Origin of the sequence: Qipengyuania flavescens, from assembly GCF_029688735.1 — a bacterium.
GTDB lineage: Bacteria > Pseudomonadota > Alphaproteobacteria > Sphingomonadales > Sphingomonadaceae > Qipengyuania.
Genome location: NZ_JARULD010000002.1, coordinates 136,991 through 163,570, shown reverse-complemented (window position 1 = coordinate 163,570; position 26,580 = coordinate 136,991). Strand labels below are relative to the sequence as shown.

25 protein-coding genes are annotated in these 26,580 nt (G+C 64.6%); 16 read left to right on the top strand and 9 right to left on the bottom strand.

Going from position 1 to position 26,580, the window contains the following annotated elements:
- Positions 1-304 precede the first annotated feature (304 nt).
- The 10 genes from P8R33_RS06000 to P8R33_RS05955 all read left to right on the top strand — a co-directional run bounded on the left by P8R33_RS06000 (position 305) and on the right by P8R33_RS05955 (position 8,322).
- On the top strand, positions 305-1,768 hold the full coding sequence (locus tag P8R33_RS06000) for a vWA domain-containing protein (RefSeq protein ID WP_278328089.1): 1,464 nt from the start codon (positions 305-307) through the stop codon (positions 1,766-1,768).
- A 42-nt stretch (positions 1,769-1,810) separates the two neighbouring features.
- Positions 1,811-2,551, top strand: coding sequence for an OmpA family protein (locus P8R33_RS05995; RefSeq protein ID WP_278328088.1), 741 nt, complete (start codon positions 1,811-1,813; stop codon positions 2,549-2,551).
- The gene (locus P8R33_RS05990; RefSeq protein WP_278328087.1) at positions 2,551-2,685 is read left to right on the top strand and encodes a hypothetical protein; all 135 of its coding nucleotides are present in this window, start codon (positions 2,551-2,553) and stop codon (positions 2,683-2,685) included. The genes P8R33_RS05995 and P8R33_RS05990 overlap by 1 nt, the downstream gene beginning before the upstream one ends.
- Entirely contained in the window at positions 2,682-3,164 is a 483-nt protein-coding gene (locus P8R33_RS05985) for a helix-hairpin-helix domain-containing protein (RefSeq protein ID WP_278328086.1), read from the top strand. The genes P8R33_RS05990 and P8R33_RS05985 overlap by 4 nt, the downstream gene beginning before the upstream one ends.
- A 63-nt stretch (positions 3,165-3,227) precedes the next feature.
- Positions 3,228-3,590 (top strand): response regulator, encoded by a 363-nt coding sequence (locus tag P8R33_RS05980; RefSeq protein ID WP_278328085.1) that lies wholly within the window; start codon positions 3,228-3,230, stop codon positions 3,588-3,590.
- Positions 3,591-3,639: 49 nt separating this feature from the next.
- Positions 3,640-4,089, top strand: coding sequence for a lasso peptide biosynthesis B2 protein (locus tag P8R33_RS05975; RefSeq protein ID WP_278328084.1), 450 nt, complete (start codon positions 3,640-3,642; stop codon positions 4,087-4,089).
- A gap of 59 nt (positions 4,090-4,148) precedes the next feature.
- Positions 4,149-5,333: an acyl-CoA dehydrogenase gene (locus P8R33_RS05970; RefSeq protein WP_278328083.1), complete on the top strand. Its 1,185-nt coding sequence runs from the start codon at positions 4,149-4,151 to the stop codon at positions 5,331-5,333.
- A gap of 199 nt (positions 5,334-5,532) precedes the next feature.
- Entirely contained in the window at positions 5,533-6,174 is a 642-nt protein-coding gene (maiA, locus tag P8R33_RS05965; RefSeq protein ID WP_278328800.1) for a maleylacetoacetate isomerase, read from the top strand.
- 13 nt (positions 6,175-6,187) lie between these two features.
- Positions 6,188-7,198, top strand: a complete 1,011-nt coding sequence (locus P8R33_RS05960) for a fumarylacetoacetate hydrolase family protein (protein ID WP_278328082.1) — start codon at positions 6,188-6,190, stop codon at positions 7,196-7,198.
- A 2-nt stretch (positions 7,199-7,200) separates the two neighbouring features.
- The gene (locus P8R33_RS05955) at positions 7,201-8,322 is read left to right on the top strand and encodes a glycosyltransferase (RefSeq protein WP_278328081.1); all 1,122 of its coding nucleotides are present in this window, start codon (positions 7,201-7,203) and stop codon (positions 8,320-8,322) included.
- Here P8R33_RS05955 and P8R33_RS05950 read toward each other — a convergent pair.
- The 6 genes from P8R33_RS05950 to P8R33_RS05925 all read right to left on the bottom strand — a co-directional run bounded on the left by P8R33_RS05950 (position 8,312) and on the right by P8R33_RS05925 (position 15,816).
- A complete protein-coding gene (locus P8R33_RS05950; RefSeq protein ID WP_278328080.1) occupies positions 8,312-9,463 on the bottom strand; it encodes a hypothetical protein in 1,152 nt (383 codons plus the stop codon). The two genes, P8R33_RS05955 and P8R33_RS05950, sit on opposite strands and share 11 nt — an antisense overlap.
- The gene (locus P8R33_RS05945) at positions 9,460-11,676 is read right to left on the bottom strand and encodes a GumC family protein (RefSeq protein WP_278328079.1); all 2,217 of its coding nucleotides are present in this window, start codon (positions 11,674-11,676) and stop codon (positions 9,460-9,462) included. The genes P8R33_RS05950 and P8R33_RS05945 overlap by 4 nt, the downstream gene beginning before the upstream one ends.
- The gene (locus tag P8R33_RS05940; RefSeq protein WP_278328078.1) at positions 11,676-12,386 is read right to left on the bottom strand and encodes a polysaccharide biosynthesis/export family protein; all 711 of its coding nucleotides are present in this window, start codon (positions 12,384-12,386) and stop codon (positions 11,676-11,678) included. The genes P8R33_RS05945 and P8R33_RS05940 overlap by 1 nt, the downstream gene beginning before the upstream one ends.
- The gene (locus P8R33_RS05935) at positions 12,383-13,759 is read right to left on the bottom strand and encodes an O-antigen ligase family protein (RefSeq protein ID WP_278328077.1); all 1,377 of its coding nucleotides are present in this window, start codon (positions 13,757-13,759) and stop codon (positions 12,383-12,385) included. Before P8R33_RS05935 ends, P8R33_RS05940 begins: the two co-directional genes overlap by 4 nt.
- A 92-nt stretch (positions 13,760-13,851) precedes the next feature.
- Positions 13,852-15,015: an acyl-CoA dehydrogenase family protein gene (locus P8R33_RS05930; protein WP_278328076.1), complete on the bottom strand. Its 1,164-nt coding sequence runs from the start codon at positions 15,013-15,015 to the stop codon at positions 13,852-13,854.
- 39 nt (positions 15,016-15,054) lie between these two features.
- Entirely contained in the window at positions 15,055-15,816 is a 762-nt protein-coding gene (locus P8R33_RS05925; protein WP_278328075.1) for a crotonase/enoyl-CoA hydratase family protein, read from the bottom strand.
- Positions 15,817-15,915: 99 nt separating this feature from the next.
- On the opposite strand from P8R33_RS05925, the gene P8R33_RS05920 reads away from it, so the two are divergent.
- The 5 genes from P8R33_RS05920 to P8R33_RS05900 all read left to right on the top strand — a co-directional run bounded on the left by P8R33_RS05920 (position 15,916) and on the right by P8R33_RS05900 (position 21,186).
- Entirely contained in the window at positions 15,916-17,184 is a 1,269-nt protein-coding gene (locus tag P8R33_RS05920; protein WP_278328074.1) for an acetyl-CoA C-acetyltransferase, read from the top strand.
- Between the two features lie 449 nt (positions 17,185-17,633).
- Complete coding sequence (locus P8R33_RS05915; RefSeq protein ID WP_278328073.1) at positions 17,634-17,813, top strand: hypothetical protein; 180 nt, start codon at positions 17,634-17,636, stop codon at positions 17,811-17,813.
- A gap of 27 nt (positions 17,814-17,840) precedes the next feature.
- Complete coding sequence (locus P8R33_RS05910; RefSeq protein WP_278328072.1) at positions 17,841-19,385, top strand: TLP1 C-terminal extension domain-containing protein; 1,545 nt, start codon at positions 17,841-17,843, stop codon at positions 19,383-19,385.
- Positions 19,386-19,387: 2 nt separating this feature from the next.
- Entirely contained in the window at positions 19,388-20,551 is a 1,164-nt protein-coding gene (locus tag P8R33_RS05905; protein ID WP_278328071.1) for a CaiB/BaiF CoA transferase family protein, read from the top strand.
- Positions 20,548-21,186 (top strand): TetR family transcriptional regulator, encoded by a 639-nt coding sequence (locus P8R33_RS05900; RefSeq protein WP_278328070.1) that lies wholly within the window; start codon positions 20,548-20,550, stop codon positions 21,184-21,186. The genes P8R33_RS05905 and P8R33_RS05900 overlap by 4 nt, the downstream gene beginning before the upstream one ends.
- A gap of 16 nt (positions 21,187-21,202) precedes the next feature.
- Here the strand turns inward: P8R33_RS05900 and P8R33_RS05895 are convergent, their stop codons facing one another.
- The 3 genes from P8R33_RS05895 to moaA are packed head-to-tail and all read right to left on the bottom strand — an operon-like array spanning position 21,203 to position 25,489.
- Positions 21,203-23,257, bottom strand: a complete 2,055-nt coding sequence (locus tag P8R33_RS05895; RefSeq protein ID WP_446532503.1) for a TonB-dependent receptor plug domain-containing protein — start codon at positions 23,255-23,257, stop codon at positions 21,203-21,205.
- Positions 23,258-23,295: 38 nt separating this feature from the next.
- Positions 23,296-24,480 carry a molybdopterin molybdotransferase MoeA gene (locus P8R33_RS05890; protein WP_278328068.1) on the bottom strand — a complete coding sequence of 395 codons (1,185 nt, stop codon included), beginning with the start codon at positions 24,478-24,480 and terminating at the stop codon, positions 23,296-23,298.
- A gap of 10 nt (positions 24,481-24,490) precedes the next feature.
- Positions 24,491-25,489: a GTP 3',8-cyclase MoaA gene (gene moaA, locus P8R33_RS05885; protein ID WP_278328067.1), complete on the bottom strand. Its 999-nt coding sequence runs from the start codon at positions 25,487-25,489 to the stop codon at positions 24,491-24,493.
- Between the two features lie 259 nt (positions 25,490-25,748).
- Between moaA and ku the strand changes: the two genes are divergently transcribed.
- Positions 25,749-26,579: a non-homologous end joining protein Ku gene (gene ku, locus P8R33_RS05880; protein WP_278328066.1), complete on the top strand. Its 831-nt coding sequence runs from the start codon at positions 25,749-25,751 to the stop codon at positions 26,577-26,579.
- Position 26,580: the final 1 nt, after the last annotated feature.

The window sequence follows — 26,580 nt, the reverse complement described above, 5'->3', positions numbered from 1 at the left end:
TTCACGCGCCGGCCATGTAATGTTATCTCTTCAGAAATAGGGAGGACTGCCGATGCGTTCGAGGAACCTGTTCGCCACTTGCGCCGCCGCTGCACTGCTTGCCGGATGCGCCTCGCAGCAAGGGGGCGAGGAGATTGTCCTTACCGGATCGAAAGCGTCCCCGAGTGCGGACCGGTCGGCACCGCCTCCGCCTCCGCCACCGCCGCCACCTCCTCCGCCTCCGCCACCGGCCGCTTACAGCCAGTCCGCGCCAATCGCGGTGACGGGTTCTAGGATTGCCGCTCCTGCTGCGGAAGCGGCCGACGTGGCGACCACTACGAGCGCGTCAGACAACACGTATCGCTATTTTCCGCCGGTCTTCGTGCCGACGGTGCCGAGCCGCGACCAGTATGACGGCGAGGAAGTCTCGCCGGTGAAGCTCGTCGCGAACGAGCCGGTGTCCACCTTCTCGGTCGATGTCGACACGGGCGCTTATGCCAACGCGCGGCGCTTCATTTCCGAGGGCGCAATGCCTCCCAAAGCCGCCGTGCGGACCGAGGAGTTCGTCAATTACTTCCGCTACGATTACGATCTCCCGGCGGACCGCTCGCAGCCCTTCACGGTCAATACCGATGTCGCAGTGTCGCCGTGGAATCCGGAGACGCGCCTCGTCCGGATCGGGCTAGCGGGATACGAGATGCCGGAGGAAACTCGTCCGGCGGCCAACCTCGTCTTCCTGCTCGACGTATCGGGATCGATGTACAGCGCGGACAAGCTGCCGCTGGTGAAGACGGCCATGCGCCAGCTCGCGGGGCAGCTGACAGAGCGCGACCGGGTCTCCATCGTCGTCTATGCCGGAGCCGCGGGCCTCGTGCTCGAGCCGACAAATGACGAGCGCAAGATCAAGGACGCGATCGAGCAACTTCAGGCTGGCGGATCGACGGCAGGCGGTGCCGGTATCGAGCTGGCCTACCGCGTCGCCGAAGCGAACCGGATCGAGGCCGGCGTCAACCGCGTCATCCTGGCGACCGACGGCGATTTCAACGTCGGCACGTCGGACCGCGACGCGCTGGTCGAGCTGATCGAGGAAAAGCGCGAAACCGGCGTGACGCTGTCGGTGCTCGGCTTCGGACGCGGCAATCTGAACGATGCGATGATGGAGCAGATCGCCAACAACGGGAACGGCAATTATTCCTATATCGACAGCGCTCTGGAAGCCCGCAAGGTGCTCGGCGACGAGATGGGCGCGACGCTGTTCACCATCGCCAAGGACGTGAAGATTCAGGTCGAGTTCAATCCCGCCGTGGTCAGCCAGTACCGGCTGGTCGGCTACGAGAACCGCATCCTGCGCGAGGAAGATTTCGACAACGACGCCGTCGATGCGGGCGACATCGGCGCAGGCCATCAGGTGACGGCGCTCTACGAAATCGTGCCGGTCGGCGCCGAGGGCTGGATCGGGCAGCGGCGCTACGAGGATAAGGTCGATACGCGCGCTCGCGACCTGGCCGCCGAGGCGGCCTATATCAAGCTGCGCTACAAGATGCCCGATGGCGAGAAGAGCTCGCTCATCACCTATACGCTCCCGGCACGCGCCTTGGAGACCGGCAGCCTGCCGGGCGGCGACTTCGCCTTCGCCAGCGCAGTGGCGGCGTTTGGCCAGAAGCTGCGCGGCGACCCCATGCTGGAAAGCTTCGGATACGGCCAGATTGCAGGACTGGCCGGCAATCCGCGCGATTTCTGGAGACAGGAATTCGTCCAGCTGGTGAAGACGGCTGACTCGCTCGACTAGCGGCCTTGGCAGGCAGGGCGCAGGGCGGCTAAGAGCCGCAGCATGTCGATCCGCCCTGCCCTTGCCATCGTCGCCGGTGCCGCGCTCGTCGCGGTGGCCGGCTATGGCTATGCTACGAAGACCGACGAGGCCTTCGTCGTGCCGCTCGAGGAGAGTGCAGCGCAGGCGATCACCGAGAACGGCGGAGGCGGCGTAACCGCGCGCTTTACGGGCGCTAACGGCTCCCCGACGCGCCATCCGTTGCTCAGCAATGGCGAGGACCTGCCCGAACAGACCCGCGCCCGCGTGGCGCAGGCCGTGGCCGGGATGCCCGGCGTGGGCGGCGTGGTCTGGAGCGACGGAACCGCGCGCGCGGAAACAGATGCGCCTACTTTCGAACCGCTGCATTGCCAGGAGGACGTCGACGGCCTGTTGCGGAGTCGCTCGATCCGCTTCGAGGAAGCTTCTAGCGCGCTGCTGCCGGCAAGCCGCATCCTGCTCGACGAAGTGGCCGAAGCCTTGCAGCCCTGCCTCGGCGCGATCATTTCGATCACCGGCCATACCGACAAGTCGGGCACCGAGCCCGGCAATCTCGCTTTAAGCATGGAACGCGCGCGGGCGGTGCGCGAGGCCTTGGTCAGCCGCGGCATCCCGCGCGACGGCCTCCGGGCGCGCGGCATGGGCTCGTCCGAGCCGGTCGAAGGCCTGGCCCCCGGCGATCCGGCCAACCGCCGCATCGAATTCGCCGTGATCCGCACCGAGCCGCTGCGCCCCACCCCCGTCGACACGCCGGGAGCTCGCTGATGCCGATCTGGTTCGAAGTCGTTGTGCTGACGCTGGTCGGCTACTTCGCCGGTATCGGGATCGGCTGGGGCCTGTGGGGCCGCACGGAGCGGGGCGATATCGAAACCGACGGAACCATGAAGGATCCCAAATGATCGAATTGCTCGAGGCCTATTGGCCCGCCATCGTGATCGCGCTCGTCGTCGGGCTGGTGATCGCCTGGTACATCTTCCACGCCTCGCGCCGCACTCGCGTCACGGGAACGAGCAAAGATGTGCTCGACGAAGGCGCAGCCCCCGCGGCACGCAATAAGGCGCTGATCGACAGCGCGCCTGCCGCCACTCCGATGCAGCCGACGGCCGCTGTGCCGCCGCCTGAACCGCAGACAACCGGCGGCGACGATCTCACCCGGATCAAGGGCGTCGGCCCGAAGCTCGCGGCACTGCTCCGCGAACAGGGGATCACCGGTTTTGCGCAGATCGCGGCGTGGACCGATGATGACATCGACCGGATCGACCCGACTCTGGGCCGTTTCGAAGGGCGTATTCGGCGCGACGACTGGGTCGGCCAGGCGCGCCTTCTGGCCGATGGCGACGAAAGCGGCTTTGCGAGCAGATACGGCAAGATTTCCTGATCGGGGAACGAATCCAAACCGGGCCTGTTGATCGAATGGGTCGATGGTTTGGGAGAGTTTCCTATGGGACAGCAAATGCGCATCCTCGTCGCCGAAGACGAGACGATTATCGGTGAGGATCTGTGCCAGACCGTCGCCGAGGCGGGGTATGTCGTGGAAGGTCCGTTCATGGACATCCAATCGACCATGCTGGCCTATCAGAAGCACAAGCCCGACCTTGCGATTCTCGATGTGCAGTTGGGCGATGGCATCGTCTATCCGCTCGCCGAGCAGATGATAGCCGAGGATGTACCGGTGATTTTCCACTCGGGCCAACTAACGCCGGACGATGTCGCCATCCGCTTTCCAAAAGCGCTGGCCGTCCAGAAACCCAGTCCCCCGGCCGAGATGATCGCCAACGTGCAGCGCGCCCTCGCCCAAGGCTGACGCCAACGCCAATAATACCCAAACCATTCGGCCATGCTATGGTGCGGACATGGGCAAGCTCGGTACTCTTCTAGCGCTCGACCGCCGCGATCGCGTAGCCTCGTTCGAAGCACTGTCTGCGCTCGCCGCTGCCCAAGCCCTGGTGCGCATCGTGCCGCCCCGCAAATGGCGTAACAGGTTCGGCCCTTCCAGCTCCCTGTCGGCCAGCGGTGCCATCGGCAAGGACCAGCTGGAACCCGTGCGCCGCGTCCGCTTTGCCATCGCCCGCGCGGCCCGCAATCTACCGACCGACCCCAATTGCCTGCCCCAGGCCCTCGCTGCGCGCCGGATGCTGGATCGCCGCGGGATCGAATCGTCCCTTTTTATCGGGGCCGAACGCGATGCGGAGGGCAAAACCCACTTTCACGCCTGGCTGAAAGTCGGTTCCGAATGGGTGACCGGACTATGCGACGAAGAGCGCTACGCCCTGCTCCTGCCGGACGGTAGCAACGCGGCCTGACGCCCTCTTGCGGAGCGCCCGCAAGCCTGCCATCGCACATGGGCAACTAAGGAGACCACATGGCCGGTATGGTGCCTTTCGCCTGGGACGATCCCTTCAATCTCGATGAGCAGCTGACCGAGGAAGAGCGGATGATCCGCGACGCCGCGCACGCCTTTGCGCAGGGCGAGCTGCAACCGCGCGTCACCGATGCCTATCGCGAGGAAACCGACGCGCCCGAGCTCTTCCCCCTCATGGGCGAGGCGGGCTTGCTCGGTGCGACCGTGCCGGAAGAATATGGCGGGGCGGGCGCAAGCTATGTCGCCTACGGCCTGATCGCGCGCGAGATCGAGCGGGTCGATAGCGGCTATCGTTCGATGGCCTCGGTGCAATCCAGCCTCGTGATGTATCCGATCCACGCCTACGGCTCCGAAGCGCAGAAGCAGAAATACCTTCCCGGCCTCGCCAGCGGACAGCTGATCGGCTGTTTCGGCCTGACCGAACCCGATGCCGGCAGCGATCCGGCGGGCATGAAGACGACCGCGAAGAAGGTCGACGGCGGCTATGTGATCTCCGGCTCCAAGACGTGGATTTCCAACTCGCCCTTTGCCGACGTCTTCGTCGTCTGGGCCAAGAGCGAAGAGCATGGCGGCGGCATCCGCGGCTTCATCCTCGAAAAGGGCATGAAGGGCCTCTCCGCCCCCAAGATCGCGGGCAAGCTCAGCCTGCGGGCCAGCACGACGGGCATGATCGTGATGGACGAGGTCGAGGTGGGCGAGGACGCCCTGCTTCCCGAGGTCCAAGGCCTGAAGGGGCCCTTCGGCTGCCTCAACCGGGCACGCTACGGCATCAGCTGGGGCGCACTGGGCGCGGCCGAATTCTGCATGCACGCCGCGCGCCAGTACGGCCTCGACCGTGAGCAGTTCGGCGTGCCGCTTGCCAGCAAGCAGCTGTTCCAGCTGAAGCTGGCCGACATGATGACCGAGATCGCGTTGGGCCTGCAGGGTTCCTTGCGCGTCGGGCGGCTGATGGACGAAGGCAAGTTCGCGCCCGATATGATTTCGATCGTCAAGCGCAACAATGTCGGCAAGGCGCTCGATATCGCGCGTAAGGCCCGCGACATGCACGGCGGCAACGGCATTTCCGAAGAATACCAGGTCATCCGCCACATGGTGAATCTCGAGACGGTCAACACATATGAGGGCACGCATGACGTCCATGCGCTGATCCTGGGCCGGGCGATCACGGGCATTGCCGCGTTCTGATGGTCCTGCTCGACCGCGTTCTGTCCTACATGGTCCGGGTGTGCGATAGGGTCCGGATGAACAGCACCCGCGCCCTTTCCGATGTCACTTTTGCCGCTTCCATCGGCAGTCGGGCTTTTTTGCGCTTGGACCGTGTAACATGCGGTCCATGTCGTGAACTCGCCCTCGACAATTCCAACGGGAAGGCAGTCACGCCATGATCCGCCTTCACGGCTATTACCGCAGCTCCACCAGCTATCGCCTGCGCATCGCGCTGGAGTTGAAGGGGCTGGACTTCGAATACGTCCCGGTGAACCTGCTGGAGAACGAACAGAAGGGTGCCGCCTTCACCAGCCGCAATCCTTTCGGTTCGGTCCCGCTGCTCGAAGTCGACGGCAAGGATTACGTCCAATCGATGGCGCAGATCGAATGGCTGGACGAGGCATATGCCGCGCGCCCCCTGCTGCCCTCCGACACCCACGACCGCTATGTCGCGCGTGAATTGGCCTATGCCATCGCGACCGAGCTGCACGCGCCGCTCAACCTGCCGGTGCTGAAGTATCTCGCAAACGAATACGGCAAATCGCAGGACGAGATCGGCGCCTGGTACCGCCATTGGCTCGCCCGCACGCTCGACCCGCTGGAAGCACGGCTGGCGCAGCTCGGCACAAGCGATTTCCTGTTCGACCGGCCCGGCTTTTTCGAGGTCTGCCTGCTGCCGCAGGTCTACAACGCGCAGCGCTTCGGCTTCGATTTCGGCGACAAGCCGCACATCACGCGGATCGAACAGGCCTGCCTTGCATTGCCAGAATTCCAGCGCGCCCATCCGGATGCGCAACCCGACAATCCCGAACGACAATAAGAGAGGACCACCCATGAAACTCGCCACGCTCAAGGACGGAACCCGCGACGGCAAGCTGGTGGTCGTGTCCAAGGACCTTACCCGCTACTGCGCCGCCGACAATATTGCGCCGACCCTGCAGGCCGCGCTCGATAATTGGGACGAGATCGCACCGAAGCTGGAGGCGCTTTATACCGACGTCCAGCACGAAGCCGTTCCGTGCGAGCGCTTCCACGAGCGCGAGGCACATTCGCCCCTTCCCCGCGCCTATCAGTGGGCCGACGGTTCGGCCTACATCAATCACGTCGAACTGGTCCGAAAGGCGCGCGGCGCGGAGGTGCCGGAAAGCTTCTATCACGATCCGCTGATGTACCAGGGCGGCAGCGATGGCTTCCTCGCCCCGCGAGACGACATTCCGCTGAAGGACACCAAGTGGGGCTGCGACATGGAGGGCGAGATCGCGGTCGTCACCGACGATGTGCCCATGGGCGTCTCGAGCGATCAGGCCGCAGGTCACATCAAGCTGGTAATGCTGGTCAACGACGTGTCCTTGCGCGGTCTGATCCCGGGCGAGCTTGCCAAGGGGTTCGGCTTCTTCCAGTCCAAGCCCGCCAGCGCCTTCAGCCCCGTCGCGGTGACCCCCGACGAACTCGGCGATGCGTGGAAGGGCTGCGTCATCCACCTGCCACTGATGGTCGATTACAATGGCGAAGCCTTTGGTCGCGCGAATGCAGGCGTCGATGCCACCTTCAGCCTTGCCGACCTCGTCGCCCATGCTGCCAAGACGCGCGATTTGGGCGCTGGCACGATCATCGGCTCGGGCACTGTCTCCAATCAGGGTCCCGATGGCGACCCGGGCAAGCCGGTCGCCGAGGGCGGTCTCGGCTATAGCTGCATCGCCGAAATCCGCATGATCGAGACGATCGCCGATGGCGAGGCCAGGACACGCTTCATGGCACCGGGCGACACCGTTCGGGTCGAGATGAAGGACGAAGACGGCCATTCGATCTTCGGCGCCATCGAACAGAAAGTCGTCGAGGCCTGACCATGGCCGCTTTGGCCGGCAAGCGGATCGGCCTGCTGACAGCCCGCGCCAGCCGTGCGAATGGCGGCGTATTCGAAGCGGTCGTCGGGCAGGTCGGCTTGCTGAAGCGGCTGGGAGCCGTGCCGGTCGTGATCGCCGTAGAGGACGAAGCGCATGTTGCCGATGCCTGGCGGCTCGACGATGCCGAGGTGAGGCTTGCGAAGCAGGTCGGGCCGGACCAGCCCGGCTTCGCGCCGCAGCTTGCGATTCAGCTTAAGGAAGCAAAGCTCGACCTGCTCCACCTTCACGGCATCTGGACTTACGCCAGCCGTGCGGCGGCCCACTGGGCGAACAATAGCGGCGGCCCCTTGGTTATCAGCCCGCACGGCATGCTCGACCCGTGGATTACAGAACGCAATCGCTGGAAGAAGAACCTCGCGCGGTTCGCGTGGGAGAGAGACGCCTGGAAAAGTGCGACCGCCTTCCATGCTCTTACGCAGGACGAGGCGGCAGACATCCGCCGCGAAGCCGGCGGGGCAGAGATCGGCGTCATCCCCAATCCCGCGCCAAAGCCATCGCCCCCGCGCGAGCGGATCGCGCCGCCCATGGCGCTCTATCTCGGCCGCATTCACGAGAAGAAGAACCTGATCGCGCTGATGGAAGGGTGGCTGGCGGCCCTGCCCGACTTGCCGCCCGATGCGAGCCTGACCATCGCCGGATGGGGCGACGAGGAGGGCGTTGCAGCACTCGAACGCTTCCTCGAGCCCGTCGGTCCGTCGATCCAGTTCATCGGCGCAGCATTCGGATCGCAAAAAGCGGCGCTGTTCGATGTGGCGCGGTTCACCGTGCTGCCCTCGCTGAGCGAAGGCCTGCCGATGGCGATGCTCGACAGCTGGGCTGCAGGCGTACCGACTGTGATGAGCAACGCGTGCCATCTTCCCGACGGATATGACGCCGGCGCTGCTCTGCGTTGCGGAACCGACAAGGCAAGCATCGCCCGCGCACTGGTCAGCGGGTTCGCACTGGATGAGCCGGAATGGCTATCGAGGTCGCAATCCGCGCAGGCCCTGGCGTCCGGCCCGTTCGGCCCGGAAGAGGTCGCCGGGCAATGGGAGCAGCTTTACGGAAATTTCCTCAAGGGCTGACCCGTTCCAATTCGATGCGATCGATCACCACCCTGCCGTTGCCGGGCCGCAGCCAGAGACTGAGGATCGCATCGTCGCAGTCGGGCGCAGAGACGCGCTGCCCCTCGCGATCGATCCGCTGACGGCTTGCCCGCGGACGTGACGGCGTCGTGCAATCGATCTTGGCCAGCACCCTCTGTCCGCCCGGTCCATCGACCTTGGCTTTGACGAGATAGCTTCCCGCGTCGACAGCCAGCGGCTGCGAGATCACCAGCCGCGTGACACTGGAGCGGTTCTCGATCTCGATCCGCGCTTCGTCGCCCGACAGGCGGGTGACGCGCAAATCGCCGGTCCGGTAACGCCGCCAGCCGATCGCCGTTGCCGGTCCCTCGGCACCGAAATTCTTGAACTCCGCATCCGCGAGAACGCCTCCCGGATCGGCCTCGGAGCAATGTCGGGCTGCGATGGCCTCGGCATCGGAACGGAAATTGCGGCGTGCCAGCTCGCCGATCATGGGCAACGTGGCCTCGCAGCCCAGCACGGCGATACCCCCGTCGGCGCGGCCGAGGATTTGCGCGCGTGCCCGCAAGTCCGGCGTCGGCGCGCCGGTTCGGCGTAGATAGGCATCCGCCCAGCGCGGACTGTCGGAAAGGCGGCGGGCGAGAGCAGAGCGCCCTTCTGCGCTGCGTTCGAGCAGGGACAGCATGGCCTGTGTCACCGAATTGTCCTTGCCAGCCCGCAATACCGCGTCCAGCCGGCCGGCAGCTCCAGCATAGTCGCCGCTGGCCAGCTCTCGCTCGAAGAAGTGGATTTGCGTCATCGGTTCGCGGCGGCTGATCCGCTCGGTCACGGAAAAGATCGCATCGGCGCGCGGCCCCTCACCCTGCAATGTGACTGCTACACCGAGGAAGGAGAGTCCGCGGGGATCGAGCGGATCAAGCGCTACCGCAAGTCGGGCAAAACGTGCCGCTGCTCCGGCGTCGCCCTCGCTCAGCCGCGCTGCTGCCAGCCGTTTGGCTGCCCCGACTTGGAACGAGTCCGGCACGAAGCGCGCAAAGGACTGGCGCGTCTCGCTCACGCGATCGAAACCGCTCAGAAGGATGAGCGCGACGAACAGGATAACGCCGAAGGTCGCAGCGACCTGAAGGCGCGCGGCGTTCATGCCTTGCTGCGGCGCTCGCCGCTCGAATACTGGTAATAATCGTAGCCGTAATAGGCCGAGTAACGATTACCCGAGCGTGTCGGATCGAATTTCGCCAGCACCGCGCCAAGCAGCACCGGTTTCATCGAGCGCAGACGGCGCAGCGCTGCCTTCAGCGAACCGCTGCGGCCACGCTCCGCCTCGACCACGAAGACGGTGCCATCGGCGATGGCAGCGAGCATCGGCGCATCGGCTAGGCCGAGCACCGGCGGGCTATCGACGATGACGACATCGTGGCTTTGCGCGAAATGTTCGAGCAGTTGTGCCATGCGCGGCGAGGAGAGCAGCTCGGAAGGACTCGGTGGAAGCGGGCCCGCAGGCAGCAAATCGATCTTGAGACCTTTCACTTTCACCACAGCGCTCTTCGGGTCGTCCTGCGACACGAGCAGGTCGGTCAGCCCCCGCTCGCCTGCGATCCCAAGCACCTTGTGCAGGGCCGGACGGCGCAGATCGGCGTCGATCAGCAGTGGACGCATGCCAATGCGGGCGAAGCCCGTCGCAATGGCGAGGCTGGTGGTGCTCTTGCCCTCATGCGCCTGCGCGCTGGTCACCGCGATGATCTTCGGCAAGCCCTGGGGCGTCGAATAGAGCAGTGCCCCGCGCAGCGAGTTGTAAGCTTCCGAGATCGGCGATTTCGGTTCTTCCAGCGCCTCGAGCGGGGTCGTGTCTTCGGCCCGCGGTACGACGCCGAGCAGCGCGAGATCGAGCTTGTCTTCGACATCTTCGGGCGTGTGGATCACATCGTCGAGCTGGTCGCGCAGGAACACCGCCATGCCCGCCAGGCCGAGGCCGATGAGCAGCCCAAGCGCAAGATTGCGCGGAACGTTAGGAGACGACGGCGAGGTCGGCGTTTCGGCACGGTCGATGATCGCAATATTGCTCGAGGCGATACCCGCCGAGGCGTTGAGCTCGCGATAGCGCTGGAGCAGCCCGTCGTAGATCGAACGCGCCGTATCCGCCTGCCGGGCGAGCACGTTGTAGCGGACCGACTGGTCCTGTTCCGCCAGCGAATTCCCGCGCGCCCGATCGACCTGGCTGTCGAGCTGGTTCTCCGCCGATTGCGCCGCGCGATATTCGGCACGGATCGACTCGCGGACCTGCCGCGCGGTCATCTCCAGCTGGCGGTTGATGGCTGCGGAGTCCGCCTCCAGCCGATTGATGGCAGGATGATTGTCGAGATAGCGATCGCGTGCTGTCTGCAATTCGCTCTGCAATTCGGCGCGGCGCGTCATCAGCGCCTGGACGGTGGGATTGTTGAGCACCGGTTGCGAGGCGAGCAGCGGCGTCCCTTGGATGGCTTCCCACCGCGACTGCGCGGCAATGCGGTCCGCGCGCGCGGCAATTGCGGCGTCGTTGAGCTGGACAAGACTGGACGCTGTGACTGTCCCGGTAAGCCTGTCGCGGCCGTCCGGGGTCAGCGCATCATAGGTCCGGATAAGTCCTGCGCTCTTGGCATAGTCGTTGAGTTCCCGCTCCGAGTCCTCGAGATCGACGCGCGCTTCTTCGAGCTGCTCGGCCACGAAGTCGCGCGCATAGGAGGTGCTATCGAAACGGCGCTGCAAGTTCGCCTGAATGAACTCTTCGGCAAAGGCATTGGCGATGTCCGCCGACAGCGCCGCGTCGGTTGACGTAAAGCTGATCGTTGCGACGCGGGTGGCCCGCGGAAGGTCTATCTCCAGATTCGACCGCAGGAGGTCGACTGCAAGAGAGCGATCCTGCGCCTGGTCGCCGGCGAGCGCAGAAGTCGGCACCTCCATCGCGTTGAAGAATCGCTCGCTCGTGCCAAGTTCCAGCCGGTCAGCGACGCGTTCCGCAAGACCGCGGCTCTGCAGCACGTCGAGTTGCGTGTTGAGAAAGCGGTCGATGTCCCAGTCCGACGGGCCGGTAGCATTCGCGCCTTCGAACTGGCTGCCGAGCACTTCGTCGCTCTGGTCATTGATCTGGACGCTGGTGTCGGCGGTGTAGCGCGGCGTGTCGAGGAGCGTGGAAATGAGCGCGAGCACGACCACCGCCCCGACGATCGCCAGCGCAATCCATAAATGGCGACGGACCGCGGCAAGCGCCTGGCGGATATTGGCGCTGATCGGATTCTCACCAGCCGCGAGATAGGCTGCCTGGTAGCGCCCTTGCGCATTCATGCCGGTTTGCGGCTGGAAGGCTGGCTCGGTATTCATCAGAACGGCCGGAACACGCCGAGCACCGGAAGCGCCCGCACTGCATCCAGGAAGGCTGCGCGGCTGCTGGAGAAGCCGACGACGACAGTGTCTCCAGGAAGCAGCGCCACATCGGGCATGCGTCCGCCCCTGATCGCCAGCGCATCGAAGCGGCCGGCCATGCGCTGTCCGTCGATCATGCGGAAAATCATGATCTCGTCGAGCTTGGCTTTTTCGGTGGGGCTGCGGGCAAGCGCCAGCGCGGTAAGCAAGGTCTGGCCCTCCGCGAACGGGTAGACACCGGGAAGTTCGACTTCTCCTTCGACCGCGATGGTGCGAGTCTGCGCTTTCTTGACGAGCACGCTCACACGCGGATCGCGCAGATACTCGGCGGCGTAGGCCGCCTCTACCGTGCGAGCCAATTCGCTTGCAGTAAGGCCGCGGGCCGTCACGTCACCGATCAGTGGGAGACTGACGATCCCGGCGTTGTCGACCGCGATTTCCTCGACGCTCAGCTCGGGCTCGTCGTAGACGCGCACGGACAGAATATCGCCGGGCTGGAAGGTGTAGCGCTGCGTCTGCATCACGCCGCTGGGCATCGCGATCGCATCGTAACCGGCCTGCCCCGCAGGCACGACAGGATCGGCACCGCGCTGGCAAGCCGACAGGGCAAGCGCGGCGCACAGAGCGACCGTGGCCGCAGGGCATCTACCGGTCCATGCTGGCATCATTGCTTCCCGTCCATTGCGCGACCATCCGGTTCTTTTCGTGCCAGTCCGCCGAGCAGACCGGCGGCTACCCCTGCCAGGCACGCTAATGCCATGGTCCGCAGGGGATAATCAACAAGGCTGTGCAAGCCGATCACCATCAAAATGCCTAGCGCAGAAACGGTCGTCGGCCGGTGATCGGGGCTCGTTTGCCAGGCCTTGAACGCCAGGATCGCCAACAGCATCGCCGCAGCGAGCAGAAGGGCGGCTCCGGCGAGGCCAGCTTCGAGCAGGAACTCGAGGTAATCGTTATGTGCACGATTCGGGAAGGTTTCGTCGATGATGGCAAACCGTTCAAACGGAAGAAAGGCCCTTGAAAAGCTGCCGAGACCGCTGCCGACAGGCCAGAAATTTCCGATAGCCGCTAACGTGTCCTGCCACAGATCGAAGCGCGCATCGCCGCTCGCATCGAATCGCGCGAGTACCGATCCGATCCGTGCATTGCCGGCGAAAGCCAACGCGCCCGCGGCGACGAGCGCCACCAGCCCCCCGACAGCCGCGATCCCGTCCGACAACTTTCGCGCAACGCCTGCGACGCGAAGAATCGTGAATTGGACGATAAGTACGAGCGGCAGCAAAGCGATGCCGGCGCGCGATCCCGTAAGGACGACGGCGAGCAGGAGAAAGACCTGAAGGATTGCGAAGATGCCGGTGTCGGACCGAACGAGCGGTCGCCGGCGCGCAACGCTCGCCAGCCATACTGTCAGCGCCATCATCCCGATCAGAAGGAAGTCGACCGCCGCGTTCCGGTTCGCATAAAAGGCTGTCAGCCAGTAATTGTGGCTGATCTCGTAGAGCCGGAAAGAACCGGGACCGCTCGCCATCTGGACGACGCCAAGCGCCGCGCCAGCCAGCGACAGGACGGCGATCAGGGCAATCAGGAAGCGCTGGTCCTTGCGGTCCAGCGTGCTCACAGCAAGCATGGTCCCGACTGCAGGAATCAATGCCAGCAGAGCAGCGAGGGTTGCGAACGGCGCAACGGATAGTGCTCGCCAGCTCTCCGCCTCATCGACTTGCGCGAGAGCGTCCGCGACAAGGTCCCGCCCGGGAAGCGCCTGCCACAGCGGTGGCGGCAAAGGTATCAGCTGAAGGAGGGGCAGGACGATGATCATACCGGCGAGCGCAATGAGCAATCGCGGGATGCGTCGAATTTCGGCGCCGCTATCTCGTGCCCACCAGATCCACAGGATTACTGCCCCAGTAAAGGCGAGCTGCACAACGATCTCGGCGATCGCGCTTGGGGTGCCGCCGCCCCCTAAAACAAGCGCGACCGCGACGAAGGCCGCGACCAGCAGCCCCCGTCGCGTCTCGGGCAGGCGATGCTTCAGGCCGCGCATGATCCTCCCTTCCCGATCCCCTTCGGGACCGGCTTAGGCAGATCGGCCTGTCGGGGGGAAGCGCAGCTTACGCGCTTTCCCCGATATCGTGCCTACATCGAGCGGGAGATCACCATTTTCATGACTTCGTTCGACCCGCCGAAGATGCGGGTGATCCGGCTGTCGCGATACATGCGCGCGATCGGGTAGTCGTTGATGAAGCCTGCGCCGCCATGGAACTGGAGGCATTTGTCGACGACCTCGCCTTGAAGCTCGGTGACCCAATACTTGGCCATACAGGCGGTCGGCACGTCGAGCTCGCCCTTGAGGTGCTTGGCGATGCAATCGTTCACGAACACTCGCGCCGCCGTGCCGCGCGCCTTCAGGTCGGCCATGACGAATTGCGTGTTCTGAAAATCCCAGATCGTCTGCCCGAACGCCTTGCGCCCCTTGACGAATTCCATCGTGGTTTCGAGTGCCTTCTCGATCCCGGTCATCGCGCCCATGGCGATGATGAGGCGCTCTTGCGGCAATTCGCCCATCAGCTGGTAGAAGCCCTTGCCTTCCTCTCCGCCGAGCACGTTCTCTGCCGGTACGAACACATCGTCGAAGAACAGTTCCGACGTATCCGCCGCATCGAGCCCGACCTTGTCGAGCTTCTTGCCACGCTGGAACCCTTCCGCGCCCTCGGTTTCAAGCAGCATGAGCGAGATGCCCTTCGCCCGCTCCTTGGGATCGGTCTTGGCGACAACGATGATGAAATCAGCGGTCTGGCCGTTGGAGATATAGGTCTTGGCTCCGTTGATGCGATAGCCATTGCCGTCCTTGAGAGCCGTAGTCGTGATGCTCTGGAGGTCGGAACCGACGCCCGGCTCGGTCATGGCGATTGCACTGACGAGCTCGCCGGTTACCAGCTTGGGGAGGTATTTCTTCTTCTGCTCCTCGGTACCGTGGCGCACGAGATATGGCAGGATCACCGTATTATGCAGGCTGGCCGCGAAGCCTTCGACATTGTGCTTCGCCTGCTGGTCGATCACCACCATCTCGTGGCGAAAGTCGCCGCCATGGCCGCCGTATTCTTCCGGCACCGACACGCCGAGCAGCCCGGCTTCGCCTGCCTCGTTCCAGAACTCGCGCTCGACCTGACCGTTCTCGCGCCATTTCAGCACGCGTTTCTCCGGCGCGTGCTGCTGGTAGAACTTGCCGACGGCATCGGCGAAGATCGAGATTTCCTCGTCTTCCATGAATTCGGGCTGGGCTACGTCGATAACGGGCATTGTTTGGGTCCTCTCCGGTAATTCTGTGTGCTGGCGGGCTTACTTGCCCTTCCAGTTCGGCGCGCGCTTCTCGGCGAAAGCTGCGGCGCCTTCACGCGCATCCTCGCTGACGAAAACGGGCGCGATGAGCTGGGTCTGGCGCTCGTAGCGCTCGTCCATCGGCCAGCCGCGCGATTCCTTGATGACGGCCTTCGAAACCTTTACGGCGAGCGGACCGTTGGCCACGATCTTGGCGGCCAGTTCCTTCGCCCCATCGAGCGCAGAGCCATTCGTGACACGGTTGATGAGACCGAGTTCGTAAGCGCGCGCGGCATCAATGAAGTCGCCGGTCAGCGCCAGTTCCATCGCTATCCGCTCGGGGATCTGGTCGGGCAGCATCATCACTCCGCCCGCTGCGGCAACGAGACCACGCTTCACTTCGGGAATGCCAAATTTCGCGCCGTCATTGGCCACGACCAGATCGCAGGCGATCATGAGTTCGAGGCCGCCAGCCAGTGCATAGCCGTCGACGGCGGCGATCAGGGGTTTCTTCGGCGGAGCTTGCACGACGCCGCCGAAACCGCGCCCTTCGACCACCGGGCTTTCACCGCGCAGGAAGCCCTTGAGGTCCATTCCGGAGCAGAATGTCCCACCCGCGCCGGTCAAAATGCCGACCCGCAAATCGTCCTCGCTGTCGAGGCGGTCCATCGCCGCGGCAATGCCTTCGGCGGCCGCCTTGGTCATCGCGTTCTTCGCATCGGGCCGGTTGATCGTGACGACCAGAATGCCGTCTTCAACGCTCGTGAGGACTTCCTCGGACATCGGGTTCTCTCTCCAATTGCAAAATGAAACTTGCCTTGCGCCATTGCTGGGGTACGCTTACGCAAACGTCAACCGTTATCAGAGCTGAGAGGAAACACCATGGCCGAAGCCTATATCATCGACGCAGTCCGCACCCCCCGCGGAATCGGCAAGCAGGGCAAGGGCGCGCTGGCGCATATGCATCCGCAGCATCTCGCAGCGACCTGCCTCAAGGCTATCAAGGAGCGCAACGATCTCGACACCAGCACGGTGGACGACGTGATCTGGTCGGTCAGCACTCAAGATGGCATGCAGGCAGGCGACATGGGCCGCATGGCCGCGCTCGACGCCGGCTTCGACGTCACCTCTTCGGGCACGACGCTGGACCGCTTCTGCGGCGGCGGCATCACTTCGGTCGCCCTGGCCGCGGCACAGGTGATGAGCGGTATGGAAGACTGCGTCGTCGCAGGCGGCACCGAGATGATGAGCCTGACCGCGCAAATGTCGAAGGACAAAATGGCTGCCGGGCTCAAGCCGCCAATGATGGGCAGCTACAACCAGCGCCTGCAGGCGAGCCATCCGCAGAGCCACCAGGGCGTGTGCGGCGATGCCATCGCCACGCTGGAAGGCTTCACCCGCGAGGAGCTGGACGAGGTCGGCTATCGCAGCCAGCAGCGCGCAGCCAAGGCGATCGAGGAAGGCCGATTCGACAAATCGGTGGTTCCGGTAAAGGACGACGAAGGCAATGTAATCCTCGACAAGGAGGAATATCCGCGTCCCCAGACCACCCGCGAAGGGCTGGCCGAACTGGAGCCCGCCTTCGGCAAGATCGCCAACGTCCCGCTGGACAAGGACGGGACGACCTTTGCCGGGCTGGTAAATGCCAAATATCCCGATCTCGAAATCAAGCACTTCCACCATGCGGGCAACAGCTCCGGCGTAGTCGACGGCGCGGCGGCCGTGCTGGTCGCCAGCAAGGACTATGCGCAAAAGCACGGCCTCAAACCGCGCGCGCGAATTGTGGCGACGGCAAACATGGGCGACGATCCGACGCTGATGCTCAATGCCCCCGTCCCGGCGGCCAAGAAGGTTCTCGAAAAGGCCGGCATGACCAAGGACGACATCGATCTTTACGAGATCAACGAGGCCTTTGCCGTCGTTGCGGCGAAATTCGTCAAAGACCTCGAGCTCGACTGGGACAAGGTGAACGTCAATGGCGGCTCGATCGCGCTCGGCCATCCCATCGGCGCGACCGGATCGATCCTCATCGGGACCATGGTCGACGAGCTGGAGCGGCAGGACAAGCGCTACGGCCTCGTCACCATGTGCGCGGCGGGCGGCATGGCACCTGCCATCATCATCGAGCGGGTCGACGATTTTGTCGGCTGACCTTGCCGGGCGGCAGCGTGCTTACTCACTGCCGCTCGCAAACAGGTACCAGCCAAGGCGAGCAGTTCAATCGTCTCGCCTTCCCCGATCGTCACCTCGCGGCGGAGCGGAAATTCGGCATAGGTCCCGACCGGCAAGCCGCTGGTCAGCATCGCGGTGACGGTCCGAAAGCCGAATTCGCGACTGTATCGTCACGCATTACCGGCTTAACCGGTCCAGCGACACGCAATACTGGCGGGACAATGTGGCGAACCATGTTCTGTCGGCTAATCTCAAGGGAATGATGTCCGCCTGATTCACGCATGAGTACATCGGCTAGCTCAACGCGCGCCAGCATGACCCTCATCTGCATTACCTAACATGAGCTGGCACGGTCTTTTCACCGGCTACGGCACCTTTCCGCCCGAAGCCAAGATGCAGGCACGCCATCCGGCCTAGCCGTGGCTGACGTGGAGCAGACGCGTGCCATGCTGGCCGCATGCGCGCGCAATTTTTCCCGACTACGCACCCGTATGATGATGGGGGAGTTATTTACCGGCACCTCGGCATTGAAGAGCCAGTGGGATCTGTCGAGCGAACAAAACCCACCGACGAAATCCGCGCGCTTGACTAACCAAACGACCTTTTGAAATAATCGTTTGAGAGAAGGAGAGAAGATGGCCGACGCAAGCGCGATTCCCGCCAATACCCCCGTTCTGATAGGTACGGGTCAGATAACGGATCACTGGTACGGCGAGGATGCGGCCGGCCCACCTTCGCCGCAGGACTTGCGCCGGGAAGCCGCCCGGATCGCGTTCGACGACAGCGGCGCGCCGGATGCCTTATGCGAAACAATCGACCGGATCGTCGCCGTGCGCACGACGCCCGACTCGATCCCCGGCGCGCCGCAACCCTTCGGCCGGTGCGAGAACCCGCCCGCCACCGTCGCGGCCGACCTCGGTATTGCGAACACCGAGAACATCTATTCCGAACTCGGCGGCAACCAGCCGCAGGAACTGGTCAACGAACTTGCCGCTGCCCTGCACGCGGGCGAGTGTCGCGCGGCCCTGATCGTGGGAGCGGAGGCGACACGCGCGCTCAAGGCTGCGGTGCGGGCCGGGATGACGCTCGACTGGAGCCGTTCTGCCGCCGGCCCGCAGACCGACCGCGGCTATGGCGGCGCGCTGCTCTCGCCTTACGAGATCCGCAACGGGCTGGGAGCGCCGACGCAGACCTATCCTGCCTTCGAACACGCGCTGCGCCGTCGCCTCGGCAACAGCCGCGAAGAGCATATGGCGCTGATGAGCGAGCTGTGGGCAGCCTTCTCGCAGGTCGCTGCGGACAATCCGCATGCTCAGTTTCCCACCGCGCGCAGCGAGGAATTTCTCTCGACGCCCAGCGCGGAAAATTACCCCGTCGCCGACCCCTATCTCAAATGGCACGTCGCGCAGGATGCGGTGAACCAGGCCGCTGCCGTGGTTATGACCACCGTGGGCGAGGCCGAGCGGATGGGCATTGACCGGTCCAAGTGGGTCTTCCTCCACGGCCATGCAGAGGCGAAGGACGGTTTCGTCATCCGTCGGCAAGACCTGTCGCGCTCCCTGCCGATCGAGAAGACGCTGCATCAGGCGCTGCGCACCAGTGGCAAGCAGGCGAGCGACATCGCACTGTTCGACATCTACAGTTGCTTTCCCTGCGCCGTGCTGCTCGCGACCGAAGCGCTCGGCATCGACTGGCGCGAGACGCCGGTAACCTTGACCGGCGGCCTTCCCTTCTTCGGCGGACCGGGTAATAATTACTCGCTGCACGCCATCGCGACCATGACCGAGCGGCTGCGCGAACAACCAGGCGACTTCGGCCTGATAATGGCCAATGGCGGCTTCCTGACCAAGGAAGCTGTCGGCGTCTATTCGACTACGCCGCCGGAGAATTGGACGCCGGTCTCCAGCGAAACCATCCAGCGGGAAATCAACGCCCAGCTGCTGCCGGAGCCGCAACAGGCCAATGGCGAAATCGACATCGCGACCTATACAGTGGTCTTCCAGAAAGGCGTGCCGACCCGCGGCTACGTCATCGGCGACGGGGCGGAGAGCCGTGTCCTCGCCCGGATCGCCAAGGGCGACGACGCGACGCTGACGGCGCTGCTGGCTGAAGATCCCGTCGGCAAGCGCGCCCGGATCGAAGTGCGCGACGATACCAATATCATCGCGGGGATCGACTGATCGTGGCGCATGCCGGGGACAATCGACCGATGCTCGAAGGCATCAAGGTGGTCGATCTCACAAGCGTCGTCTTCGGGCCATATTGTACGCAGATGCTCGCCGATCTCGGTGCCGAGGTCACCAAGATCGAAGCGCCCGGCATCGGCGACGCCTATCGCTGGGCGGGTAAACCGGCGGCGAGCAAGGGCATGGGGCCGGGCTTCTTCGCCATCAATCGCGGCAAGCGGTCGCTCGCGCTCGATCTCAAGCAGGACGGTGACCGGGCAAGGATGCTCGACCTGCTGCGCGAGGCCGACCTGTTCGTGGTCAATGTGCGCGGCAAGGCGCTGGAGCGGCTCGGCCTCGATTACGAAAGCCTCACAGCAATTAATCCGGAGCTGATCTACATCCATTGCATCGGCTTCGGGCAGGACGGCCCCTACGCCGATCTGCAGGCCTATGACGACGTGATCCAGGCCGCGAGCGGTGCCGCGAGTCTGCTGCCGAGAGTCGATGGCGAGCCGCGAGCACGCTATCTGCCGTCGCTCATCGCCGACAAGGTGGCGGGGCTTCACGCCGCCCACGCTGCCTTGGCAGCCATCGTCCACAAACTGCGCACTGGTCGCGGCCAGCATGTCGAAGTGCCGATGTTCGAGGCCTTCACCGGCTTCATTCTGCTCGAACATCTCGGCGGGCTTACCTACGATCCGCCGAATGCACTCGCAGGTTACGAGCGGCAGATCGATCCCGACCGCCAGCCCTTCCCGACCAGCGACGGGTACATTTCCATCGTGCCTTATACCGATGCGAGTTGGCCCAAGGTATTCGCCGTGCTCGGCGCGCCCGAGGTGCTCGACGACGAGCGGTTCGCCGACCCGGCGAGCCGCTTTGCCAATATCGGCGCACTCTACCGCGAGATGGCAGGGCTGACCGCTAGCTTCACGACGCAGGAGCTGCTTGAGAAATGCCATGCCGCGCAGCTCCCGGCTCAGGCAGTGCGCAATCTCGACGATATGCTGGACGACCCCCACCTCGCCGCAACCGGTTTTTTCCGCAAGCGCACCCACCCTACCGAGGGCGGCTATCGCGAGATGCGGCCGCCCTTCGCCTTCGGCGATTATGATATGCCCGAACTCGCGCCACCGCCCTTGCTCGGCGAAGCCAACAGTGAGGAGCCGGGCCCTTGAGCGGGTCTCCCACGAAAAGGCCCACGCGGCAGAAGATCATCGATGCCGCGCGCGAGTTGATGGTGGAGCAGGACAGCCTGGAGATCTCGATCTCCGAGATCACGCGCAAGGCCGGCACCAATATTGCATCCGTCAGCTATCACTTCGGCGGGCGCGAGGGGCTGATGGTGTCCATCGCCCGCGCCGATGCGGATTTTGCCATCGGCGAGCTCGACAAGTTGCTCGCCTCCGGCATGAGCCCGCCCGACAAGATCGCGCATCACGTCATCGGCATGGTCCGCGCCTATTTCCGCCGGCCCTACCTCCACCGCCTGCTGCAAAAGCTGATCCGCGAAGGATCGCGCGAGGCGGCCACGCTGGTCACCGGCTTCTTCAGCATTCCGGTGGCCGATGCCCGCCGGACGATCATCGAAGAAGGCGTGGCGCAAGGGCTCTTCCGGCCCGTCGACACCAATCTGGTCGGCTATGCGATCGAGGGGGCATGTGCGAACATCTTCACCTCTGCCGCCTCGCGCCGCGCCCTGCTGGGTTCGGGGGACCTCGATCAGGCGCTGGTCGAGCGGTTCGCTGCCAGCACGGCCGAACTCGTGGTGCGTGGATTGCTCGCGCCCGGAGTCGACCGCCCGCTCAGTTGAAGCGAGCGCTTTCTTTCTAGAAGCCGAGGCGCACTCCGGCCCAGACAGTGCGAGGTGCGCCGAGATCGATCGAGCCGCCCTGGTCGCGCGTGACGATGGTTTCGTCGGTCAGGTTCTCGCCCCGCAGCACTAGCGATATGCCCTGGCAGAGTGGCACCTGCGCGAAGGCGCCCAGCGTGGTCGCGGCGGGCAATAAGTCAGTCTCGAGATCGTCCTCGAATTGCGCGCCGACCTGGCGCAGTGTGGCCGACAGCAGCCAATCCTGAGCCGGACGCCAGGACAGCGTTGCACCTGCAACCCAGCGCGGCGTCTGCGCCGGGCGGTTGCCGTCGAGCGCGGCCGCAGCGCCCGATCCTCGCGCCTCTGCATCGGTGTAAGCGAGGCCGCCATCGAAGCTCACCTTGCCGAGCGAGAGTTTCGCATTCGCTTCGATCCCGCGCGCGCGGACCGCGTCGATATTGCGGCGCTGGCGCAGGTTTTCGGCAATCGTCACATTAGCGACCGCATCCTTCACGCGGTTGTCGAAAGCCGTGAGGCCCAACGCGATACGATCGGAGGGCGCAAAATCGATCCCCACCTCGAAACCTTCGAGCCGCTCGTTTTCGAGCGCCGCGTTCGCCTGCGTGACCACCGGAAAGACCACGAACGGCCGGTAGAGTTCATTGAGCGTCGGCAGGCGAAGACCGGTGTAGGCCGCCGCGCGCAGGCTTGCGCCGCCGCCGAGACGATAGAGCGCGCCGGCGCGGAAAGACGCCTCCCAGCCCGCGCGATCCGCAAACCGATCGTCGATCTGGATGGCGCCCGAGGAATCGCGCTCGGTGAAGAAGCCGTTGCGGATCGTGTAGCGATCGAGCCGCGCTCCGCCGGTCAGCGTCAGCCCGCCCAGCGTCAGGTCGTTCTCCACGAACAGGCCGAGATCGGTGGTCGTCCCGCCCGCGTTGCGCCGTGCGCTGACTTCCCCACTGAAGGCGCTGATCGCGGTCTCGAACAGTTCGCCATCGCTCCGGCGGTAATCGAGGCCGAGGCGCAGGACGTTGCGCTCACCCGTCGGCGGGCGGACTTCGATCTTGCCGCCGATGCCGGTCGAGGGCGTATTGCGCTGGTCGAGGACGGGCACGAAGCGGGTCGAGCTGATCACCCGGTTGGCGAAATTGCGCGCCTGGACATAGCCGAGCACGTCGAATTCCCATGCCCCGCGCCCGATCAGGCGCAGGCTCGCATCCTGCCCCTCGATCCGGCTGTCCGCCCCTTCGAAGCGCAAGGTCCGGTCGTCCTCGAAGATCAGGCCGCGCGCTTGCAGTTCGATCGTTTCGGTCAGCGGAGCAACGCCGCGAACTTGCAGCGAATAGCCATCGAAGGCAGCGCGGGCCGTGGCAGGCACGCGGTCGCCGACGGGCGTGGTGAAGAAGCCCTTCCCCCGGTCCCAGCGGCCGGAGATCACGCCGAAACCTGCGCCAAGGCGCGACGCCACGCTGGCGCTTGCCTCGGTTTCGCCGCGTTCGTTGGCAAGCAATTGGGCATCGAGCGTGCCGAGCGTGTCGATCCCTGCGCTCTGCAATTCGATCGTGCCAGCCAGCGCGCCCGCGCCGAAGGGGCCGGAGCCGCCGCCGCGCGTGACGCGGATCGCGGCCAGCCTCTCGGGGGCAAGCGCGCTGAAGGGGATGAAGCCGAAGAAGGGATCGGCCATCGGCACGCCATCGAGCAGCATTAGCGCGCGGCTGGTCGCATTGCCGCCAAGCGCACGCAAGGTCGCTCCCTGCGCCGATGGATTGGCCGAGCGACTGTCGGAACGGCGGAACTGCTGGAACCCCGGTACGGCGGCAAGCGCGTCCTCGATCCTGCCCGACGAGGTCGAGACCAGCGTCTCGCGCTCGATCACCTGAACGTCGTAAGCCGGTGCGGCGGGCGTTTCGGCAAGGCCTTCGCCAGTCACGACGATGACCGGTCCATCGTCGCTCTCCCGCGCTGCGGCAGGGGCTGCAAGCACAGCGGCAAGGGAGGCGGTCGAAGCAAATATCGGCGATCGGATCACGGTGTGGCCTCTCGTTTCGGAGCGGCGCGATTGAGACATCATCTGCGCGCGGTCAACCGCCGAAGGCGTGGGCGCAATCAGAAAGCGAGCGCGGAGACGATCGCGCCGGCTTGCTCGGCACCCGAGCCGGGAGGGCGGCGGATGAGCCAGCGGGCGTCCAGCAGGGGCGCCTGTGCACCGCTCTGCTGGTTGCCGAGTGGCAGCAGGCCGCTGGCCCCGAAGGCAGCCCTGACGAAGGTTTCGCGCGAGCCCGTTTCTCCCAGCTCCGCGCCCAGAACCATCGGCATGAACGCCAGCTCCGACGCCGCCGAGCCGCCTTGCAGGCAGGCCAGCAGGGGCCGCAGGAACAAGCGCGCGGTAACCATGGCAGATGTCGGATTGCCCGGCAGGCCGAGCACCGGCTTGCCCTGCGCCATGCCGAACCACACCGGACGCCCGGGTCGGATCGGCAGCCGCGCGAAGTTTTCTTCCAGACCGTGGTCCGCAAACATAGGCCGCGCGAAGTCGTAGTCCCCGACCGACGCTCCGCCGGTGACGACTACACAGTCCGCCGCGTCCAGAGCGGCGCCGGCCAATTGCGACAGTTGCTCCAGATCGTCGCCGCCGCGCGCGGTGTACGCCATTTCGCCACCTGCAGCTCTCGCCATGGCAGCAACGCCATAGCTCGCACTGTCGGCCAGCGTAGCTTCATCCGCATGAGCATCGCCAGGCTGGACGAGCTCGTCACCCGTCGCAATGATCGCCACCCGTGGGCGTCGCCGAACCTCGACCTCTGCCCGATCGGCCGCAGCCGCGGCCACCATCGCCTGCGGAGTTAACCGTGAACCTTCGGGGACCAGCACATCTCCGCGACGGAAATCGCTCCCGGCCTCGCGCACATGGCGTGCCGGCCCGAAGCCCTCGCGAAACCTTAGCCGGTCGCCGTCGCGCTCGGCATATTCCTGCATGATGACGCAGTCCGCGCCGTCCGGCAGGAAGGCGCCGGTGAAGATGCGCATAGCCTGTCCGGGCTTTAACGCTCGCTTAGGTAGCTGCCCGGCCCGCACCTCGCCGATGCAGTCGAGCCAGTCGCCAGCCTGCGTGCTCGCTTCCACTACCGCATAGCCATCCATGACCGAGCAAGCGCGGCGCGGCGCATCGCTGCACGCAGTCAGCCTCTCGGCAAGGTAACGCCCCGCCACGTGTTCAAGCGGTAAAGTTTCCGTTCCGAGCGGCGAAACGGCAGCCTCCAGCAGCGCTATGGCCTCGTCGAAATCCGGCACCGGCCCTCGCCTACCCGCCAATCGATGCGAGATGCGGGGTCGCGCCGCTATCGCCTTCGCGCAGCCGGTGGCCCGCGGCCTTGTCCGGCATTGCGCGGCGAATGGCTGCGATCAGCTCCTCATGCTGGTCATCATCTTGGAGCAGCGGACGCAGATCGAGCCCGCCCTCCCCGAACAGGCAGAGATGCAACTTACCGCGGCTCGAGAAACGCAGGCGGTTGCAACTGTCGCAAAACCCATGGGCATAGGGTGCGATCAGGCCGATGGCCCCGGCATAATCGGGATGTGCGTAATCGACGGCCGGACCAGCGCCAGCCTTGCGCGGCCTCGCAACCCACCCTTCGCGTGCCAGACGCGTTCGGACCAGATCGCCCGACTGAGCTTCGCCCGCCTGCCACTCTGCATTTTCGTTGGTCCGCATCAATTCGATAAATCGCCATGCGACCGGTCGGTCGGCCACAAAGGCGCGAATGCGGTCCCACTCGGCATCGTCCACCCCGCTCATCAGCACGGTGTTGACCTTCACCGCTTCGAACCCGACTTCGACCGCCCGATCGACGCCGCGCACCACATCGGCCAGCCGGTCGTGCCCGGTGATGCGCGCGAAACTTGCGGAGTCGAGCGTGTCGATGCTGACATTGACCGCGTCGAGCCCCGCATCCCGCCATTCCTGCGCTCTCTCGGCAAGGCGGTAGCCATTGGTCGTCATCGCCAACCGCTGGACGCCCGGCACTCCCGACATTGCGCGCGCGATCGCGGTAAAGTCGTGGCGCACCGTCGGCTCGCCGCCGGTCAGGCGCAGCTTCCACAGACCGAGGTTTGCGAATGCGCGTACAGCGCGGACCATCTCGTCCACCGAAAGTTCCGGCGCGAGGCCTGCCTGCTTCTTGAAGCCGTTCGGCAAGCAATAGGTGCAGCGGAAATTGCAGCGATCGGTGACGGACAGTCGCAAATAAGAGAATTGCCGACCATGGCCGTCCGCCAGGCCGTCGCGCCGAGTCGCGGGCACTGGCAGCGGGTTCTTCGTAGGTTCGAGCGGCGGCATCGCGCGGGGATAGGCTGCCTAGCGTACAAAAGCTACAGCGGGTCTGCTGCAACCTCGGCGCGTAAGGGGGCCATCCGAGCGGCTTTGAGCCGACCTTGTGCACAAAAGCCGTGCAACCGATCGTCAACGCATGAATCGGCGGATGGTACCTTGGTCGTGAAGAACAACTGGATGCGAAACATTCCGTCCCCTTCGCACGTTCACATGCGAACGGAGAATTTTGATGGCTGCACGAGCTTATTGGCAAGGACAGATTCGGCTGGCCCTGGTTTCGATCCCGGTCGAAATCTATTCGGCATCCAAATCCGGTTCGAGGATCAGCTTCAATCAGATCCACGAGCCGAGCGGCAAACGCATCTCCTACGAGAAGGTCGTGCCCGGTATCGGCCCCATCGACCGCGACGAGATCATCCGTGGCTACGAGATATCCAAGGGCAATTACGTCCTGCTCGAGGACGAGGAAATCGAGGCTGTCAAGATCGAGAGCAAGCGCACGCTCGAGCTGGTCCAGTTCGTCGATGCCTGCGAGATCGATCCGCTCTATTTCGAGAAGCCCTATTACGTCGCGCCGCAGGACGAATTGGCCGAAGAAGCGTTCATTGTGCTGCGCGAGGCGCTGCGAAAGGCCAAGAAGGTCGCGCTGGGCCAGCTATCGGTGCGCGGGCGGGAGAAGCTGGTCGCGATCAAACCGTGCGGCAAGGGGCTGCTGCTCGAAACGCTGCGCTATGCCGATGAAGTGCGCGCGGGCCAGAGCTTTTTCGATGAGATCGAGGATGCCAAGCCGAAGAAAGAATTGCTCGACCTGGCCAATACGCTGATCGAACAGAAGAGCGCGCCCTTCGATGCGGGCGAGTTCGAGGACCGCTATGCCGAAGCGCTGAAGAAGCTGATCGACAAGAAGGCCAAATCGAAGAGTAAAAAAGCGGTCATCGAGGATGTGGACGATCCGGACGCCCCGCCGGGTTCCAACGTCATCGACCTGATGGCCGCTCTCAAGAAATCGGTCGAGGGCGACAAGGCGAAGAAACCTGCAAAGCGCAAGAAATCCGCCTGAT

What these genes read in the sequence shown, in the direction of transcription:
- P8R33_RS05995 (WP_278328088.1), top strand. Translation starts at nt 1,811, where the DNA reads ATGTCGATCCGCCCTGCCCTTGCCATCGTCGCCGGTGCCGCGCTCGTC.
- P8R33_RS05990 (WP_278328087.1), top strand. Translation starts at nt 2,551, where the DNA reads ATGCCGATCTGGTTCGAAGTCGTTGTGCTGACGCTGGTCGGCTACTTC.
- P8R33_RS05985 (WP_278328086.1), top strand. Translation starts at nt 2,682, where the DNA reads ATGATCGAATTGCTCGAGGCCTATTGGCCCGCCATCGTGATCGCGCTC.
- P8R33_RS05980 (WP_278328085.1), top strand. Translation starts at nt 3,228, where the DNA reads ATGGGACAGCAAATGCGCATCCTCGTCGCCGAAGACGAGACGATTATC.
- P8R33_RS05975 (WP_278328084.1), top strand. Translation starts at nt 3,640, where the DNA reads ATGGGCAAGCTCGGTACTCTTCTAGCGCTCGACCGCCGCGATCGCGTA.
- P8R33_RS05970 (WP_278328083.1), top strand. Translation starts at nt 4,149, where the DNA reads ATGGCCGGTATGGTGCCTTTCGCCTGGGACGATCCCTTCAATCTCGAT.
- P8R33_RS05960 (WP_278328082.1), top strand. Translation starts at nt 6,188, where the DNA reads ATGAAACTCGCCACGCTCAAGGACGGAACCCGCGACGGCAAGCTGGTG.
- P8R33_RS05955 (WP_278328081.1), top strand. Translation starts at nt 7,201, where the DNA reads ATGGCCGCTTTGGCCGGCAAGCGGATCGGCCTGCTGACAGCCCGCGCC.
- P8R33_RS05950 (WP_278328080.1), bottom strand. Translation starts at nt 9,463, where the DNA reads ATGAACGCCGCGCGCCTTCAGGTCGCTGCGACCTTCGGCGTTATCCTG.
- P8R33_RS05945 (WP_278328079.1), bottom strand. Translation starts at nt 11,676, where the DNA reads ATGAATACCGAGCCAGCCTTCCAGCCGCAAACCGGCATGAATGCGCAA.
- P8R33_RS05940 (WP_278328078.1), bottom strand. Translation starts at nt 12,386, where the DNA reads ATGATGCCAGCATGGACCGGTAGATGCCCTGCGGCCACGGTCGCTCTG.
- P8R33_RS05935 (WP_278328077.1), bottom strand. Translation starts at nt 13,759, where the DNA reads ATGCGCGGCCTGAAGCATCGCCTGCCCGAGACGCGACGGGGGCTGCTG.
- P8R33_RS05930 (WP_278328076.1), bottom strand. Translation starts at nt 15,015, where the DNA reads ATGCCCGTTATCGACGTAGCCCAGCCCGAATTCATGGAAGACGAGGAA.
- P8R33_RS05925 (WP_278328075.1), bottom strand. Translation starts at nt 15,816, where the DNA reads ATGTCCGAGGAAGTCCTCACGAGCGTTGAAGACGGCATTCTGGTCGTC.
- P8R33_RS05920 (WP_278328074.1), top strand. Translation starts at nt 15,916, where the DNA reads ATGGCCGAAGCCTATATCATCGACGCAGTCCGCACCCCCCGCGGAATC.
- P8R33_RS05910 (WP_278328072.1), top strand. Translation starts at nt 17,841, where the DNA reads ATGGCCGACGCAAGCGCGATTCCCGCCAATACCCCCGTTCTGATAGGT.
- P8R33_RS05895 (WP_446532503.1), bottom strand. Translation starts at nt 23,257, where the DNA reads ATGTCTCAATCGCGCCGCTCCGAAACGAGAGGCCACACCGTGATCCGA.
- ku (WP_278328066.1), top strand. Translation starts at nt 25,749, where the DNA reads ATGGCTGCACGAGCTTATTGGCAAGGACAGATTCGGCTGGCCCTGGTT.